8 protein-coding genes and 2 pseudogenes are annotated in these 16281 nt (G+C 67.9%); 7 read left to right on the top strand and 3 right to left on the bottom strand.

From position 1 onward, the window contains the following. Positions 1–1995, top strand: a pseudogene (locus MMSP_RS29675) (PE family protein); the annotation flags it as partial. A 93-nt stretch (positions 1996–2088) separates the two neighbouring features. Here MMSP_RS29675 and MMSP_RS25150 read toward each other — a convergent pair. The 3 genes from MMSP_RS25150 to iniR form a co-directional block, all read right to left on the bottom strand. Beyond that, complete coding sequence (locus tag MMSP_RS25150; RefSeq protein WP_020788876.1) at positions 2089–3378, bottom strand: pyridoxal phosphate-dependent aminotransferase; 1290 nt, start codon at positions 3376–3378, stop codon at positions 2089–2091. Between the two features lie 30 nt (positions 3379–3408). Beyond that, on the bottom strand, positions 3409–6345 hold the full coding sequence (locus MMSP_RS25145; protein ID WP_036426961.1) for a (Fe-S)-binding protein: 2937 nt from the start codon (positions 6343–6345) through the stop codon (positions 3409–3411). Between the two features lie 129 nt (positions 6346–6474). Beyond that, a complete protein-coding gene (iniR, locus tag MMSP_RS25140) occupies positions 6475–8928 on the bottom strand; it encodes an isoniazid response ATPase/transcriptional regulator IniR (protein ID WP_020788873.1) in 2454 nt (817 codons plus the stop codon). A gap of 203 nt (positions 8929–9131) precedes the next feature. Here iniR and MMSP_RS25135 point away from each other — a divergent pair, with 203 nt between their 5' ends. The 6 genes and pseudogenes from MMSP_RS25135 (at position 9132) to iniC (ending at position 16278) form a co-directional block, all read left to right on the top strand. Beyond that, entirely contained in the window at positions 9132–9671 is a 540-nt protein-coding gene (locus tag MMSP_RS25135; RefSeq protein ID WP_011738884.1) for an IniB N-terminal domain-containing protein, read from the top strand. A 283-nt stretch (positions 9672–9954) separates the two neighbouring features. Beyond that, positions 9955–11151, top strand: a complete 1197-nt coding sequence (locus MMSP_RS29670) for an IniB N-terminal domain-containing protein (RefSeq protein ID WP_304412625.1) — start codon at positions 9955–9957, stop codon at positions 11149–11151. Between the two features lie 566 nt (positions 11152–11717). Then, positions 11718–12071, top strand: a pseudogene (locus MMSP_RS29220) (hypothetical protein); the annotation flags it as partial. Between the two features lie 205 nt (positions 12072–12276). Beyond that, positions 12277–12975 (top strand): hypothetical protein, encoded by a 699-nt coding sequence (locus MMSP_RS29215; RefSeq protein WP_235065838.1) that lies wholly within the window; start codon positions 12277–12279, stop codon positions 12973–12975. After that, positions 12959–14800 carry an isoniazid-induced dynamin-like GTPase IniA gene (iniA, locus tag MMSP_RS25115; RefSeq protein ID WP_020788869.1) on the top strand — a complete coding sequence of 614 codons (1842 nt, stop codon included), beginning with the start codon at positions 12959–12961 and terminating at the stop codon, positions 14798–14800. Before MMSP_RS29215 ends, iniA begins: the two co-directional genes overlap by 17 nt. Beyond that, a complete protein-coding gene (iniC, locus tag MMSP_RS25110; RefSeq protein ID WP_020788868.1) occupies positions 14797–16278 on the top strand; it encodes an isoniazid-induced dynamin-like GTPase IniC in 1482 nt (493 codons plus the stop codon). The genes iniA and iniC overlap by 4 nt, the downstream gene beginning before the upstream one ends. Positions 16279–16281 lie beyond the last annotated feature (3 nt).

Here is a 16281-nt window from a genome sequence, read left to right as displayed (position 1 = left end):
GGCAACGGTGGTACCGGTGGGGTCGGCCCCGACGCGGCCACCTCCGGGGGCATGGGCGGCACCGGTGGTGACCCCGGCGCGGTCGGCGGTGGCGGCAACAGCGGGGCGGCCGGTGGCGCGGGTGCGGTCGCCGGTGCCAGCGGTGCCGCCGGCACCATCATCGCCGGCAACGGAGGAAATGGCGGTGCCGGCGGGACCGGCTATGCCGCCGATGGCCCTGCCGGCCCCGCCATCGGCAACGGTGGCGACGGCGGACATGGTGGCGCGGGCGGCTTCTACGGCAACGGCGGTGCTGGCGGGGCGGGTGGTAACTCCGCACCCGGCGGCGGGAACGGCGGCAATGGCGGCACCGGCGGCGACAGCGGTGCGATGGGAAGCAGCGGCGGTCGGGGCGGCGATGGCGGCGTCGGCACCAACGGCGGGGCCGGTGGCGGCGGCGGCAACGCAACTAGCTACGGAACCGCAAACGCCACCGGTGGCGCGGGTGGCGATGGCGGCGCCGGTAGCAGGGGTACCGGGGGCACTGGCGGTGCCGGGGGTGGGGGCGGCGCCGCGCAGATCCTCAATGGCGCCTCGGCCGCTACTGCCACGGGCGGTGCCGGGGGTGCCGGTGGCGACGGGAACGATGGCGGCAACGCCGGTGTGGGCGGTGCTGCGTCGACTAGGGGGACTGGAAACGTCACCGGCGGCACCGGCGGCGATGGCGGCACAGGCAGCACCGGCAACGGCGGTTCCGGCGGTGACGGCGGGAACGTGGAAGTCAATAACGACGCTTCTACGGTTTCCTTCGTCGGCGGCGCCGGTGGCCACGGTGGGGACGGCGCCACGGACGGCGGCGCCGGTGGGGATGGCGGCAGGACCACTATCGATGGCGCTGGCTCCAGGGCCACCGCCACCGGAGGCACTGGCGGGGACGGCGGCAACGGCGGTACCGGCCACGGTGGGGGTGGCGGTCCCGGCGGCACCGCGATCAACTACGGAGCCGGCGACGCCTTCGGTGGCGCCGCTGGGAAGGGCGGCACCGGTGTCGTCGGCGGCAACGGCGGCTCGGGCGGTGCGGCGTACAACTACGGAACCGGAAACGCCACCGGAGCCGACGGAGCGGCCGGCACCGACGGCACTACCGGAGCCGGCGGGTCCGGCGGGTCCGCCGCCGCCGCAAGCGTCCTCAACAGCGCCTCGACCGCCACTGCTACCAGCGGCAGCGGCGGTGCCGGTGGCGACGGTACCGACGGCGGAAACGGGGGGTCGGGCGGTTTTGCCTTCACCTTCGGGACCGGAAATATCATCGCCGGCGTCGGCGGTGATGGTGGCACCGGCAGCACCGGAGTCGGTGGGATCGGCGGTTCGGGTGGCGGCGCGGACATCAACAACGGCGCCTCCACGGTTGTCCCGCAGGGCGGTGCCGGCGGTCACGGCGGCGATGGCGCCACCGATGGCGGGGCCGGCGGTGCCGGTGGATTCACGGAAATCGACAGCAGCGCCTCAGTGCTCGCCGCCACCGGCGGAGCCGGTGGTGATGGCGGCAGCGGCGGCACCGGCCGCGGCGGGACCGGCGGCGTCGGAGGTGTTGGGATCAACAACGGAAGCGGAGAGGCCATCGGCGGCGCCCCAGGCGCCGGCGGTACCGGCGCCGTCGGGGGTGACGGCGGCCAAGGCGGTGCCGCATACACCCTTAATGGCGCCTCGACTGCCACGGCCACCGGCGGCATCGGCGGGAACGGTGGTGACGGTGGCACAGCCAACGGTTCCAACGGCGGAAACGGCGGCGCCGGCGGTTATGCCTCGACCACGGGAACCGGAACCGCTAGTGCCGGCAATGGCGGTCGCGGGGGCGACGGTACGGCAACCGTCGCCACCGGCGGCACCGGCGGGGTTGGCGGTAATGCCCACGCGCCCGCGGGCAGTCCCGTCCCCGGCGTCGGTGGCAAAGGCGGTAACCCCGGACCCGGGGGTAAGCCCGGCCCGAACGGCGCGGACGGCATCGTCGTATAGCCGGCAATGCGCCACGGTGGTGCAAACGGGATCGGCACCGGCGGATGCGCCGAATCGACAACGAGCGGGGCGCCCGCAACTCCGGATTCGGTGCTACTGCCGGTAGCTGACTAGGAAGTTGCCCAGGCGCTCGATGGCCGCTGCTAGATCACGCGACCACGGCAAGGTCACCAGACGCAGGTGATCCGGCTCCGGCCAATTGAACCCGGTCCCCTGGGTGACCAGGATCTTCTCGGACAGCAGGAGATCGAGCACGAGTTGTTCGTCGTCGGCGATGTCGTAGACCTCCGGGTCCAGCCGGGTAAACGCATACAGCGCACCCTTGGGCTTGACGCAGGACACCCCGGGAATTTCGTTGAGCTTGGACCAGGCGACGTCACGCTGTTCGAGCAGACGACCGCCGGGGAGCACCAGATCATCGATGCTTTGGTGGCCGCCCAGGGCGACCTGGATCGCATGCTGGGCCGGGACGTTCGGGCACAAGCGCATGTTGGCCAGCAGGCTGATTCCCTCGATGAAGCTGCTGGCGTGCTCCTTGGGGCCGGTGATCGCCAGCCAACCCGCCCGGTATCCGGCAACGCGGTAGGCCTTGGACAGGCCATTGAAGGTCAGGCACAGCATGTCCGGGGCGAGCGTGGCCACGCTGATGTGCTTGGCGTCGTCGTAGAGGATCTTGTCGTAGATCTCGTCGGCGAGCAGCAACAGTTCATGCTTGCGGGCCAGCTCCACCATCTGGGTGAGGATTTCGTGGCTGTAGACCGCGCCGGTGGGGTTGTTGGGGTTGATGATCACCAGCGCCTTGGTGCGCTCGGTGATCTTGGACTCCAGATCGGCGATGTCGGGCTGCCAGTCCTGCGTCTCGTCGCATAGGTAATGCACCGGAGTGCCGCCGGCCAACGAGGTCGACGCCGTCCACAGGGGATAGTCGGGTGCGGGAATCAGCACCTGATCGCCGTTGTCGAGCAAGGCCTGCAGCGTCATGGTGATCAGCTCGGAGACACCGTTGCCCAGGTAGACATCGTCGACGTCGAATCGGGGAAAGCCGTCGACGAGCTCGTAGCGGGTGACCACGGCACGTCGGGCCGGCAGGATCCCTTGCGAGTCGGAGTACCCCTGCGCATAGGGCAGCGCCTGGATCATGTCGCGCATGATCACGTCCGGCGCCTCGAAGCCAAACGGTGCGGGGTTGCCGATATTGAGCTTGAGGATCCGATGCCCTTCGGTCTCCAGCCGCGCGGCCTGCTGGTGCACCGGACCGCGGATTTCGTACAGGACGTCCTGAAGCTTGGACGACTGCGCGAAGGAACGCTGGCGCTGGTGGCTGGAGGCGTGCCAGGGCAGCTGGTGAGTGGTCACGTCAACCATGGTCTCATCGCTGTCCACTGATATTTGCTGACAGGTGTCAAGCCACGGTCAGCGCTTGCCCGGCGGACGCGCACCCCGTGCCATGCCCAGACCCTTGACCGGGGCGGCCGGCGCCGCAGGTGGAGTCGGTTCCCCATCCTGCTTGCTGGCCGGCTCGGGTTCCGGCGTTGCCTCGGGCTCCGGCTGGGCGGGGGCCGCCGCGGAGGGCGCTTCCGCCCGCGCGGGTGCCTTCTTCGCCCCCGGACGCTTGGCGCCGGTGGCGATTCCCAGCCCTTTGACCGGGGCGGCGGGTGCGGCAGGTTCCGCGGGCGCGGCCGCGGCCTCGGGAGCCGGTGCCGTCGCGGCCGCTTCCGGTGCCGCAGCAGCTGGTGGCGCTGCCTTCTTGGCCCCAGGTCGCTTCGCGCCCGAGGCCATACCCAACCCCTTGACCGGTGCGGCGGGTGCGGCCGCCTCGGCCGGCTTGGTTTCGCCGGTGGGCGCGGCCGCCTTCTTGGCGCCGGGTTTCTTGGCGCCCGCGGCCATACCAAGGCCCTTGGCCGGTGCGGCCGGGGCCTCCGCTGCCGCGGTTTCGGCTGCTGGCGCCGGAGCTGCCTTCTTGGCGCCCGGTCGAGCCATGCCCAGCCCCTTGGCCGGTGCGGCCGGGCTGGCCGCTGTGGCGGCGGCCGGGGCCTCAGCAGCCTTCGCGGGTGCCTCGGCGGGCGCCGGGGCGGGCGCGGCCGGGGCGGCGGCCTTAGGCGCAGCTTTCGCCCGCTTTTCGGCTTCCTTTGCGGCCGTGCCTTTCTCCGGCAGCGTTGCCTTTTCGCGGTCGAGCGAGCCGAGCAGCACCTGGGCCACGTCGAGTACCTCGACACCGGAACGGCCCGCTTCTTCCTGCCGGTCGTTGACACCGTCGGTCACCATCACCCGGCAGAACGGGCACGCGGTGGCGATGGTGGAAGCGTTGGTGGCCAGCGCCTCGTCGACGCGTTCGTGGTTGATCCGCTTGCCGATGTGTTCTTCCATCCACATGCGGGCCCCGCCGGCGCCACAGCAGAAGCTGCGCTCGGCGTGGCGTGGCATCTCGGCAAGGTTGGCCCCGGCGGCGCCGATCAGCTCACGCGGCGCCTCGTAGACCTTGTTGTGCCGACCCAGGTAGCACGGGTCGTGATAGGTGACATCTTGGGAAACCGGGGTGACCGGGACCAACTTCTTGTCGCGGATCAGCCGGTTGAGCAGCTGGGTGTGGTGCAGCACGCTGTAGTTGCTGCCCAGCTGCCGGTATTCCTTGCCCAGGGTGTTGAAGCAGTGTGGGCAGGTGACGACGACCTTGCGGTCGACGGTCGCCACGCCCTCGAAGACGCCGTCGAGGGTCTCGATGGCTTGCTGGGCCAGCTGCTGGAACAGGAACTCGTTGCCGGACCGGCGGGCGGAGTCACCGTTGCAGGTCTCCCCGGCGCCCAGCACCATGAACTTCACACCCGCGGTGGCGAGCAGCTCGGCGACGGCCTTGGTGGTCTTCTTGGCCTTGTCGTCGTAGGCGCCGGCGCAACCCACCCAGAACAGGTACTCGTAGCCGTCGAAGCTATCCACGTCCTCGCCGTAGACCGGGACATCGAAGTCGACTTCGTCGATCCAGTTGGTCCGGTCCGAAGCGTTCTGGCCCCACGGATTGCCCTTGTTCTCCAGGTTCTTGAACAGCACCGACAGCTCGGAGGGGAACTCCGACTCCATCATCACCTGGTAGCGGCGCATATCGACGATGTGATCGATGTGCTCGATGTCCACCGGGCATTGTTCGACGCAGGCGCCGCAGCTCACGCAGGACCACAACACGTCGGGATCGATGACACCACCCTGTTCGGCGGTACCGACCAGCGGGCGCGCGGCCTGCTCGGGACCGTCTCCGGGCACCCGGCCGAAGCCGGATTCGGGCACGTGGTGGCCTTCTTCGGCGGCGGTCTCGAGGTCAAGACCCTCGAGCGGATCCGCGGTCTTCTCACCCAGGATGTAGGGCGCCTTGGCCATCCAGTGGTCGCGCAGGTCCATGATGACCAGCTTGGGCGACAACGGCTTGCCGGTATTCCAGGCCGGACACTGTGACTGGCAGCGCCCGCACTCGGTGCAGGTCGCGAAGTCGAGCATGCCCTTCCAGGTGAAGTCCTCGATCTTGCCGCGGCCGAAAATGGCGTCGTCGGGCGGGTTCTCGAAGTCGACCGGCTTGCCGTCGGCTTCCACCGGCAGCAGCGGACCCAGCCCGTCGGGCAGGCGCTTGAAGGTGACGTTGATCGGAGCCAAGAAGATGTGCAGGTGCTTGGAGTGCAGCACGATGATCAAGAACGCGAGCATGACCGCGATGTGCGCCAACAGCGCCGTGGTTTCGATGATCTCGTTGGCGGGCTGACCAAGCGGGCGCAGGATCGCCGCGAACAGCTGGGACAGGAATGCGCCCTTGCCGTAAGGAAGCGTTTCGTTGTTGACCGCTGAGCCCCGGACCAAGACGTAAGTCCAGATGACGTTGAAGATCATGAACAGAACGAGCCACGCACCGCTGTTGTGCGAGCCATAGAAGCGCGACGCCCTACCGATCTCGCGCGGGTTCCGCTTGATCCGGATGATGGCGAAGGTAGCGATGCCCAGGAACACCGCGGTGGCGAAGAAGTCCTGCAGGAAGCCCAGCGCGTCCCAGTGGCCGATCACCGGGATGGAGAAGTTCTCCACGAACAGGAACCCGTAGGCCTCGATGTAGACCGTGAGCAGGATGAAGAAGCCCCACATGGTGAAGAAGTGCGCGATGCCGGGGATCGACCATCTCAGAAGCCGCCGCTGACCGAACACCTCGGCGATCTGCGTCCAGATCCGGGCGCCGATGTCATCGGTACGTCCCGAGGCTGGTTGCCCAGACATGATCAGCTTGTACAGCCACCAGACCCGACGCAGTGCGAGCACGACCACGACCGCGGTCATGCCCATTCCAACTGTCAGTCTGATGAGCATCTGCGTGGTCACCGAAGTACTCTCCAATGCATTTCAGTGTGCTTACTGGCAGCTCAACCTGCTCATACTGACATCTTTGCTTAATTCGCCGCGAGAAAGGCTGTCCTAACCTAGGCTCGCTCGCTTTAGGACATTTTTGTCTCAGCCCGGTGCCGTCAACATCGCCCGCAGCATCGACAACATCTCCGAGCGAGAGCCCGCGCCGAGGCGACGACGGATCCGCGCGACGTGGTGTTCAACCGTCTTCGCGGAGATGAACAGCTGGGCGCCGATGTCGCGGTAAGGCATGCCCAACAGCAGTAGCTCGGCGACTTCACGTTCGCGATCGGATAGAGGGGATCCGGCCGGTGGCTGGCGGGGTGCGGGCGCCGCACCGGCGACCGGTTCCGCATCGGTGAGATCGTCAAAGCCGCTGGCCAGCTTCAGGTCTCGAGCCAGTTGCAACATGGCTCCAGAGACCCGGGCATCGGGCGTCTGCAGGGCGGCTTGACCGGCCAGCCTGGTCGCGTCAGACGTCAGTCCCACGCCCGACAATGACCGGGCGGCGACGGTGACCTCCTCGACATCCACCTGGTCGGCCAGCACTCGCAGCCACGTCCGTCCGGCGACCGACAGGGCATGCGCCAGAGCGTTCTCGGCAGCGGCCGCGCCAAGCGCCTGTCCGTGTGGTGCAACAGCACCTGGCGAGTTGGCCAGGATTCCCGCATGCACCCCGGCCCAATGAAGTGAGTTTGACCACAAGACCGGGTTGCCAAGTGAATTCAGCAGCGAAAAGGCCTGATCCAAAGTGTGTTGAAGCTGGTCCACCTGGCGATTACGGGCGGCCGCTACCCACAATTCGCCCAACGGCAGCAATGCGAACAGGTCGAGGGAATACTCGCCGAGCACCTCCATGGCCGCATTCCAATGCTTTTGCAGTGCACCGGCATCACCACTGCGGCGTGCGATCGCGGTTTCAAGTGCCGCGGCCCACAGTGCGTCGCGTCGATGCATTGGTGCACCGGAGCAAGCCGCGGTGACATCAGCACTGGCCGACGGGAGTTGCCCCTCTTGCATCTTGATCCAGCCGGATAGCAGCAGGTGGCGCTGATGGAACACCTGGTCGGTTCCGGAGCGCACCGCACGCCCGATCACGCTGCGTGCGCGGACCGGATCACCGCCATGAATCGCGGCCAACGTCACCAGCGCGGCCGGGCTGTCGGGGATTGCCTCGGTGATCGGTTGGTCCGCCGCGATGGCCTGCCCCAGCTTCGCCATGGCCACCGGATATGGCTGATCCATGGTCAGCAGCAGTCCGTCGGCAAGACCGCGCGCGGCCCGCGCCGCCATGGTCGGCGGGCCGGTGTCCTTCACGTCTAGCGCGGCGCGGGCGGTCTCCAGATCACCCACCGCAGCGAGCACGATCGCCGCTGACGAACCAACGACCGCATCCGGGTAGGGGCCCAACCACCCGAACAGCTCGGCCGCTTGACCCGCGTTGCCCTCATAGGTCGCCACGCTGGCCGCGATCCGCACCGCCGCGGCGCGTTGCGCGGAATCCGCGGAGCCAAGCAGCTCGTCGGCCAACGCCGCCGCGCCCGCACAGTCGCCGGTGCGGGCCAGCGCATCGGCCAATTGGGATTTCAGTTCTGTTGCGCCGGCACTGACGGCCGCCCGGTAGAGCCGCGCCGTCTGCGCGGGTTCACCGCGCGCGGCCGAGGCGTATCCGGCGAGGGCGGTCGCCAATCGCTCACCGTGCAGCCCGTGCTCGGCCAGCCGCAGCGCGAGATCTTGCGACATCGGCGAGATGTCGAGTTGTGATCGCAGCAGGGAGGTCTCGACCTCATGGTGGTGTGTGTTGCCGACGATGTGTACGACCGCCTCATGTACCAGCCGCAGGAAGGCGGGCGGATGTGACGGCTCGACCAGTCCGCTGGCGTGCACACGATCGACGAGCTGACGCGCTTCCGAGGTGGACACGCCAAGCGCGGCGGCCACGTCAGTGGTTCCCGATTCCTGGGTCAACGACATGATGAGCAGCGCATCCAGGGTGGGTTCGTCGTGTCGGCGCAACCGCTCGATGAGGGCAAACCTGGCCGCCGGTACCGGGGAGTCGGTCTCGCGGGATACCGCCTCGACCAAGAACGGCATACCCGCGGTGCTATCCCGAAGTTGGTCGGCGACCGGCAACGGACCCAGCGATATCTGAGGTCGTTCGCGTTCTATGGTCGTCGCGAGCGCACGCAGCGTGGGGTGTTGCTGATAAAGCTGTGTGCCCACCACCACGGTGGCCTGGGGATCTGCGGCCCACTCGGCCAGGCGCAGTAGTTCGTCCTCGGTGAGTAGGTGGGCGTCGTCGACCACGAGCGCCGCCTCGGAGGGTTCGCAGTCCTTGATGGGATGGGTACGGACGGTAACCCCGGTGCGGCGCAGGGCGTCGCGGACGGTGCCCAGCACGGTTGTCTTGCCGGTCCCGATGCCGCCGCCGATCAACGCCTTCACCGGGGTCGCGCCGCCGCTTGCGAGTTCATCGATCAGCCCGCGTGCGGGAGCGGGAACCGCGGCCGAGTTAGGGGGCGCCGACGTGTCGTCGCGCGAAGCGTGGCCCTCGGACACCCCATCTCGCTCTCCCCGGGCATCACTTGCGGGTGACAGCGGATTTCTGGCCATACTGTTTCTTACCCCGGAACCCCAAAATCCCCTAACGCGCCACCCCCTAATGGGGTCGCGGGATACGCGGGTTGGACACCGAACACATTGGTGGCATCACCGGATAGCATCGTCCCCGACGCGGAAAATGTGCGATTTGGAGGCGCGAGATGGCTAACTCGTTGCTCGATTTCGTCATCGCGCTGGTGCGTGACCCCGCGGCGGCCGCACGGTATGCGGCCAACCCCGCGCAGGCTATCGCCGATGCCCACCTTACGGACGTGACCAGCGCCGACGTCAACAATCTGATCCCGATGGTGTCGGATTCACTGTCCATGGCCGGCCCGAGCGGGGCGATTGCCGGGGCACAACCTGCCGATCACGGCAACGTTTGGGCGAGCGGTGCGGCGGCGGCCGCGCTGGACTCGTTCTCGCCGCATGTTGCCGGGGCGGTCGTCCCACAGCACCAACCGTCGGGCGGCGTGATCAACGAACCAACACCCGTCGCCTCCGGTGAAGTAACCGCCGATCCGCATCCCGTAGCGTTCGAACCCCATCAGCCATCAGTGCTGTTCACGGGTGCTGAGACGCCCGACCCGACCTTTGACCACGGCGTCCTGCCGGCGGCTGATCCGGCTATCTGGGATCACCCAGTCGATCACCCGCATGTCACCGAGCCCGATCACCACGGCTTCGGCATCCACGGGTGAACTCCGTTCGCTAGTGATCTAGCTAGCCGCCTCTTGCGGCCCGTCATTGGTATGTGACGTGCAGAAATGCTGGTTTTTTTGGGGGCGGTTCCCGCATGCGCATTGGGGGTGCTCAATTTCCCCTAATCCCCTAATAGGGTGGCCCGGTCGATCCCGGTGGGTACTCGTTGGGCTGGGGGATCTGGCCCCGATTTCGAGGAAGGGCCAAATCCATAGCGTTTATGGCAGAGCGCCGGTCGTTTCGGCGAACAACTTCACACATTCGATTGAAGGGACAATGAAGATGACCTCGCTTGTCGACTACATCCTGAGCCTGTTTCGCAGCGAAGACGCGGCACGGTCGTTCGTCGCATCTCCCGGGCAGGCCATGACAAACGCCGGACTGGTCAACGTGTCTCCGGTGGAGATCTCGTCGGCCGCGGCCAATGCGCTGCCATTTCTTAACCTTGGTGCTGGGGACCCGATTGGGGGATTGCAGCAAGCGGTGGCGGACCAATACGGGCTTGCGCCGGCCTCGGAGGTGGGCGCCGCGTCGAGCTACGTTGCTCAAGATGCGGGTGCTGTCGTTGCTCAAGACGCTGCCGCGGTCGTGAGTGACGCGGGAGTCGCTGCGGCTGATGCGGGCTTTGCCGGTGCAGACATCGGTGCCTCGGTGGCGAATGTCGTTGCGGCCGACATTGGGGCAGGCCTGGCCAGCGGGCTGACAAGCGGTCTGGGAGCTGGGTTTTGGAGCCAGAGTGGCCTCGGGTGGCAGACCGGTGTCGGCGGAGTTGTTCCGGGCCTTGCTTACACGCAGGCAACCGGAGACTTCGGCGGCCAGGTTGGGCTTGCCAGCCAGGTCGGCCTGGGCTTCGGGGCCGGTATTCAGGCCGGGTTCGGTGCGCAAGCCAGTGCCGGTCTCGGGCTCGGGTTCGGCGCCCAGACCGGCCTGGGCGCACAAACCGGGCTGGGCATCGGAGCCGGTTTTGAGGGGGGATTTGCCGGTCAGGCTGGCGCCGGTTTGGGCCTTGGGATCGGCGCGCAAACGGGTCTGGGAGTGGGCCTTGGCGGTCAGACCGCTGTCGGTGGTGGGCTCGGACTTGGACTCGGCGGCGGGTTGGGTGGTCAGGCTGGGCTTGGTCTCGGCGGCGGGTTCGGCGGCGCTGGTGAGTTTGGTCTGGGCGGTGGATTTGTGAGCCAGGCTGGGTTTGACGCGCAGCTGGGCGCTCAGGCCGGCGCCACGGTTGGCGCCGGGATCGGCGGCAATGCTGGTCTTGATGTTGGTGGCGCGCTCGGCGGTCAGGCCGGGCTTGGTTTGGGGGGTGGGTTTGTGAGCCAGGCTGGGTTTGACGGGCAGCTGGGTGGTCAGGCTGGCGTCGGTGTTGGTGGCCAGGCCGGTGGTGCGGTCGGCGGTAGCGCTGGCGGTGCGATCGGCGGTGGCTTCGGTGGTGGAGCTGGCGTGGGTGGTCAGGCTGGGCTTGGTTTGGGGGTGGGTTTGTGAGCCAGGCTGGGTTTGACGCGCAGCTGGGCGCTCAGGCTGGCGTCGGTGTTGGTGCCGGTGTTGGTGGCCAGGCTGGTGGTGCGGTCGGCGGTAGTGCTGGTGGTGCGATCGGCGGTGGCTTCGGCGGTGGGGCTGGCGTGGGTGGTCAGGCTGGCGCCGCTGTTGGCGGTAGCGCCGGCGGTGCGGTTGGCGCAGGTGCGGGCTTTGGAAGCCGCGTCGTTGGCAATGGCCAGGTTGGCGCCGGTGGCCAGGTAGGCGGTGGCATCGCGGGCCAAGCGGGCGGCGGCATCGCTGGCCAGGCAGGTGGCGGCATTGCTGGTCAGGCCGGTCTTGCTGGTCAGGCGGGTCTTGCTGGTCAGGCGGGTCTTGCTGGTCAGGCGGGCATCGCCAGTCAGGCAGGTCTTGCTGGTCAAGCCGGTCTTGCCGGTCAGGCGGGCATTGCCAGTCAGGCCGGTCTTGCCGGTCAAGCGGGCATCGCTAGCCAGGCCGGTATCGCCAGCCAGGCCGGTATCGCCAGTCAGGCAGGTCTTGCTGCCGGTGGTTCGGCAGGTATCGCTAGCCAGGCCGGTCTGGGTATTGGTGGCCAGGCGGCGCTGGGTGGGCAAGCGGGTGCCGCGGTCGGTGGCGGGCTTGCCGGCGTGGGCAACATCAGCGGCCTGACCGGCATCGGTGGCAACGCATCGCTGGGAGCCACCGGTCAAGCCGGATTGATTGCCAGCGAAGGCGCCGCGCTCAATGGTGCTGCCACCCCACATGTTTCAGGCCCGTTGGGCGGTGTGGGAGTTGGCGGTCAGGCCGGCGCAGCCGGCGGTGCGGGCTTGGGCCTCGGGGCTGGCAGCCGGGGCAGCATCCTGAGTGGTGACAGCACCACCTTGGGCGGGCATCCCAATCCGCAGCCCGCCGCCCTGGGCGCAGCCGGTGGTACGGGCATAGGGGTCCATTCCGGTGCGGGCGGCGGAATGGCCGCCGGGCTGGGCGGCAGCGTCGCGGGCGGTGCAGGCGCCGAGGCGGCTGGCGGATTTGGTGGCGGTACCCACATTGGCGGCCAGGCCGGGCTGGGTGGCAGGCGCGGCGGGCGGCGCGGGAACGGAGCTGGGTGGCACGGCGGGTAGCCCGGGAGCCGGAATGGGCGCCGGAGTTGGCGGTGGCACACACGCTGGCGGCCAGGTAGGCCTCGGTGGCGGGAGCACCGCTGGCGGCCAGGCCGGCCTCGGTGGCGGGAGCACCGCGGGTGGATCGGTGGGCCATGGAGACATCCTTGGCCAGGAAGGCACCACCCTCGGGGGCAACGGCGGCGTCAGCGGCGGGATCCCGCCGGTAGAGCACGGGCCGACCATCCCTACCGGTCAAGGGCCCGTCATCCAGGGCGGCGGGGGTGCCGGAGCCGGGGCCGGCGGTCAGGTGAGCCCACCGTCGGGCAACGGTCCCGTCATCCAGAGCCCGGGCGCCGGTGCCGGTCACGGTGGCGCGAACCCGCCGGTGATCAATGCGCCCGCGCCGCACGTCGCGACGCCGACGCCGGCGCACACTCCGCCGGTTGAGCACGCACCGGTGGTGACACCGCAACCGCACGTGCCGGCCGAACAGCCGGCGCATCACGAGCCGCCGAGCCCCTCGGTGTTCGGTCACGAGCCTCCGGTGACCCACACACCGCCGGTGCATGTCGATCCGCCGTCACACGGTCCGGTTGACCCGCACGGGTTCCGAGCCGTAATCGCGAAACCGGCGGGGACCTTCGTGGTCCCCGCCGGTTTATGCGCATACCGTGATCTGAAATACGCAGCGACCGAGAAAGTGGGGCAATGCGGTGACCCAACCCGATGACCCGCGTCGGGTCGGCGTGATTGTCGAACTCATCGACCACACCATCGCGATCGCAGAACTCAACGAGCGCAATGACCTGGTGGGGCGCTTGCGCCGTGCTCGCCAGCGGATCACCGATCCACAGATCCGTGTGGTGATCGCTGGGCAGCTCAAACAGGGCAAGAGCCAACTGCTCAACGCTCTGCTCAACCTGCCCGTGGCGCGAGTGGGAGATGACGAGGCCACCGTGGTGGTCACGGTGGTCAGCTACAGCCCGCAGCCCTCGGCCCGGATCATCGTGGCCGCCGGGCCCAATGGCGAAACCACCTCGATCGACGTCCCAGTCGACGACATCAACACCGACTTGCGCCGGGCGCCGCAGGCGGGTGGCCGCGAAGTCTTGCGGGTCGAGATCGGCGCACCCAGCCCGCTGCTGCAAGGCGGGTTGGCTTTCATCGATACCCCTGGCGTCGGCGGCCACGGGCAGCCCCATCTGTCTGCGACTCTGGGGCTGTTGCCAGACGCTGACGCCATGTTGATGGTCAGTGACGCCAGCCAAGAATTCACCGAACCGGAGATGTGGTTTCTGCGAAAGGCGCATCAGCTCTGTCCGGCCGGGGTGGTGGTTGCGACCAAGACCGACCTCTATCCGCACTGGCGCGAGATCGTCAACACCAATGCCGCGCACCTGCAGCGCGCTCGGGTGCCAATGCCGATCATTCCCGTCTCGTCGCTATTGCGCAGTCATGCGGTCACGCTCAACGACAAGGAACTCAACGAGGAATCCAACTTCCCGGCGATCGTCAAATTCCTCAGCGAAAAGGTGCTCTCCCGTGAAACCGACCGGGTGCGCGATGAGGTGCTGCGCGAAATACGTTCGGCTGCCGAGCAATTAACGATCTCCGTGGACTCCGAGCTGGCGGTCATCAACGATCCCGCACTGCGGGACAGGTTGGCGGGCGACCTGGAGCGCCGCAAGCGCGAAGCCAACGATGCCTTGCAGCAGACCGCACTGTGGCAGCAGGTGCTCAACGACGGATTCACCGACCTGAGTACCGATGTGGATCATGATCTGCGGGCCCGGTTCCGTGCCGTTACCGAAGACGCTGAGCGTCAGATAGATTCCTGCGATCCGACCCTGCACTGGGCGGAGATGGGCACCGATGTGGAGAACGCGATCGCCACCGCCGTCGGCGACAACTTCGTCTGGGCATATCAGCGCGGCGAGGCATTGGCCGACGACGTTGCCAGGTCTTTCGCCGACGCCGGTCTGGACTCGGTGCTGTCCCCGGAACTGAGCAAGCGGGCCATGGGGGCCGAGTTCGGTCAGCTCAAGGCCCCCGCCCAACTGGAAGCCAAGCCGGCCGGCAAGGCCCAGAAAGTGGTGACCGGCTTGCGGGGTTCCTACGGCGGCGTCGTGATGATCGGCATGTTGTCCTCGGTGGCTGGGCTGGGTCTGTTCAATCCCGTGCCAGTGGGGGCCGGGTTGATACTCGGCCGGATGGCCTACAAGGAAGACCGTGAAAATCGGCTGCTGCGCGCGCGTGCTGAGGCCAAGACCAACGTGCGGCGCTTCGTCGACGATGTCTCGTTCGTGGTTGGCAAGGAATCGCGCGACCGTCTCAAGATGATCCAGCGGACCCTGCGTGACCACTACCGCGAAATCGCGAACGAGATCACTCGGTCGTTGAACGAATCGCTGCAGGCCACGGTCACCGCCTCGCACTTGGAAGAAGCCGAGCGCGACAACAGGGTTCGCGAACTCGAGCGACAGCGCAACATCCTCGGCCAGGTCACCGACAACCTGCTGAAATTGAGCCCCCGGGCGAACCTAGGACGAGCGTGAGCACCAGCGATCGGGTCCGCGCAATTCTGGGCGGAACCATTCAGGCCTACCGTGGTGAGCCGGCCTACCGCCAGCGCGCGGACGTCTTCTACGAACTCGACCGCATTGGTGCCCGGCTGAGCGAACCGATCCGCATCGCGCTGGCCGGCACCCTCAAGGCGGGCAAATCCACGCTCGTCAACGCGTTGGTCGGCGACGATATCGCGCCGACGGACGCCACCGAGGCCACCCGTATCGTCACCGGGTTCCGGCACGGCCCGACTCCCAGGGTGGGGGCCAACCACCGTGGCGGGCGCCGCGTCAACGTGCCCATCACCCACCGGGATGGTCTCAGCTTCGATCTGCGCCGGCTCAACCCGGCCGAGATCGCGGATTTGGACGTCGAATGGCCAGCAGAAGAACTCGTCAATACCACGGTCATCGACACCCCCGGAACGTCGTCGCTGAACCGGGATACCTCCGAACGCACGTTGCGGCTGTTGGTGCCCGCGGACGGGGTGCCCAGGGTGGATGCCGTGGTCTTCCTGCTGCGAACCCTCAACGCCGCGGATATCGCGCTGCTCAAACAGATTGGCGGCTGGGTGGGGGACTCGGCGGGAGCGCTGGGCATCATTGGGGTCGCCTCACGGGCCGATGAGATCGGTGCGGGCCGGATCGATGCCATGTCCTCGGCCCAAGACGTGGCGAAGCGATTCACCGCCGAGCTGAGTCAAACGGGCATCTGTCAGGCCGTGGTGCCGGTATCCGGACTGCTCGCGCTCACCGCACGCACGCTGCGCCAGAGTGAATTCGCGGCGCTGAAGAAGCTGGCCGGCGCCGACAGCACCGAACTCAACAAGGCACTGCTCAGCGTGGATCGCTTTGTCCGGCCGGATAGTCCGTTGCCGGTGGACGCGGGCACCCGCGCGCAGCTGTTGGAGCGGTTTGGCATGTTCGGAATTCGTATCTCGATCGCCGGCCTGGCGGCGGGGATCGCGGATTCGGCTGGGCTGGCCGCCGAACTGCTCGAACGCAGTGGGCTGGTGGCCCTGCGGGAGGTGATCGATCAGCAGTTCGCGCAGCGCTCAGACATGCTCAAGGCGCATACGGCGCTGGTCTCGCTGCGCCGGTTCGTGCAGGCGCACCCGGTCATGGCGACGCCGTACGTGATCGCCGATATCGATCCACTGCTGGCCGACACACACGCCTTTGAGGAACTGCGTGTGCTGAGCCTGTTGCCTTCGCAAGCAACGACATTGAATGACGAAGAACTCGTCTCGCTGCGGCGCATCATTGGCGGCTCAGGCACCAGTCCCGCCGCCCGGTTGGGGTTGGATCCGCAGCACCGGCACGACGGTCCGCGGGCCGCTTTCGCCGCGGCGCAACGCTGGCGCCGGCGTGCGGATCATCCGCTCAACGACCCATTCACCACCAGAGCCTGCCGCGCCGCGGTGCGCAGCGCCGAGGCGATGGTGGAGGAGTTCGCCGCACGCCGCTGACCG

Origin of the sequence: Mycobacterium sp. 012931 (assembly GCF_000419295.1) — a bacterium.
Lineage (GTDB): Bacteria > Actinomycetota > Actinomycetes > Mycobacteriales > Mycobacteriaceae > Mycobacterium > Mycobacterium marinum.
The sequence above is the reverse complement of the archived record's forward strand: the minus strand, read 5'-3'. Positions and strand labels throughout refer to the sequence as shown.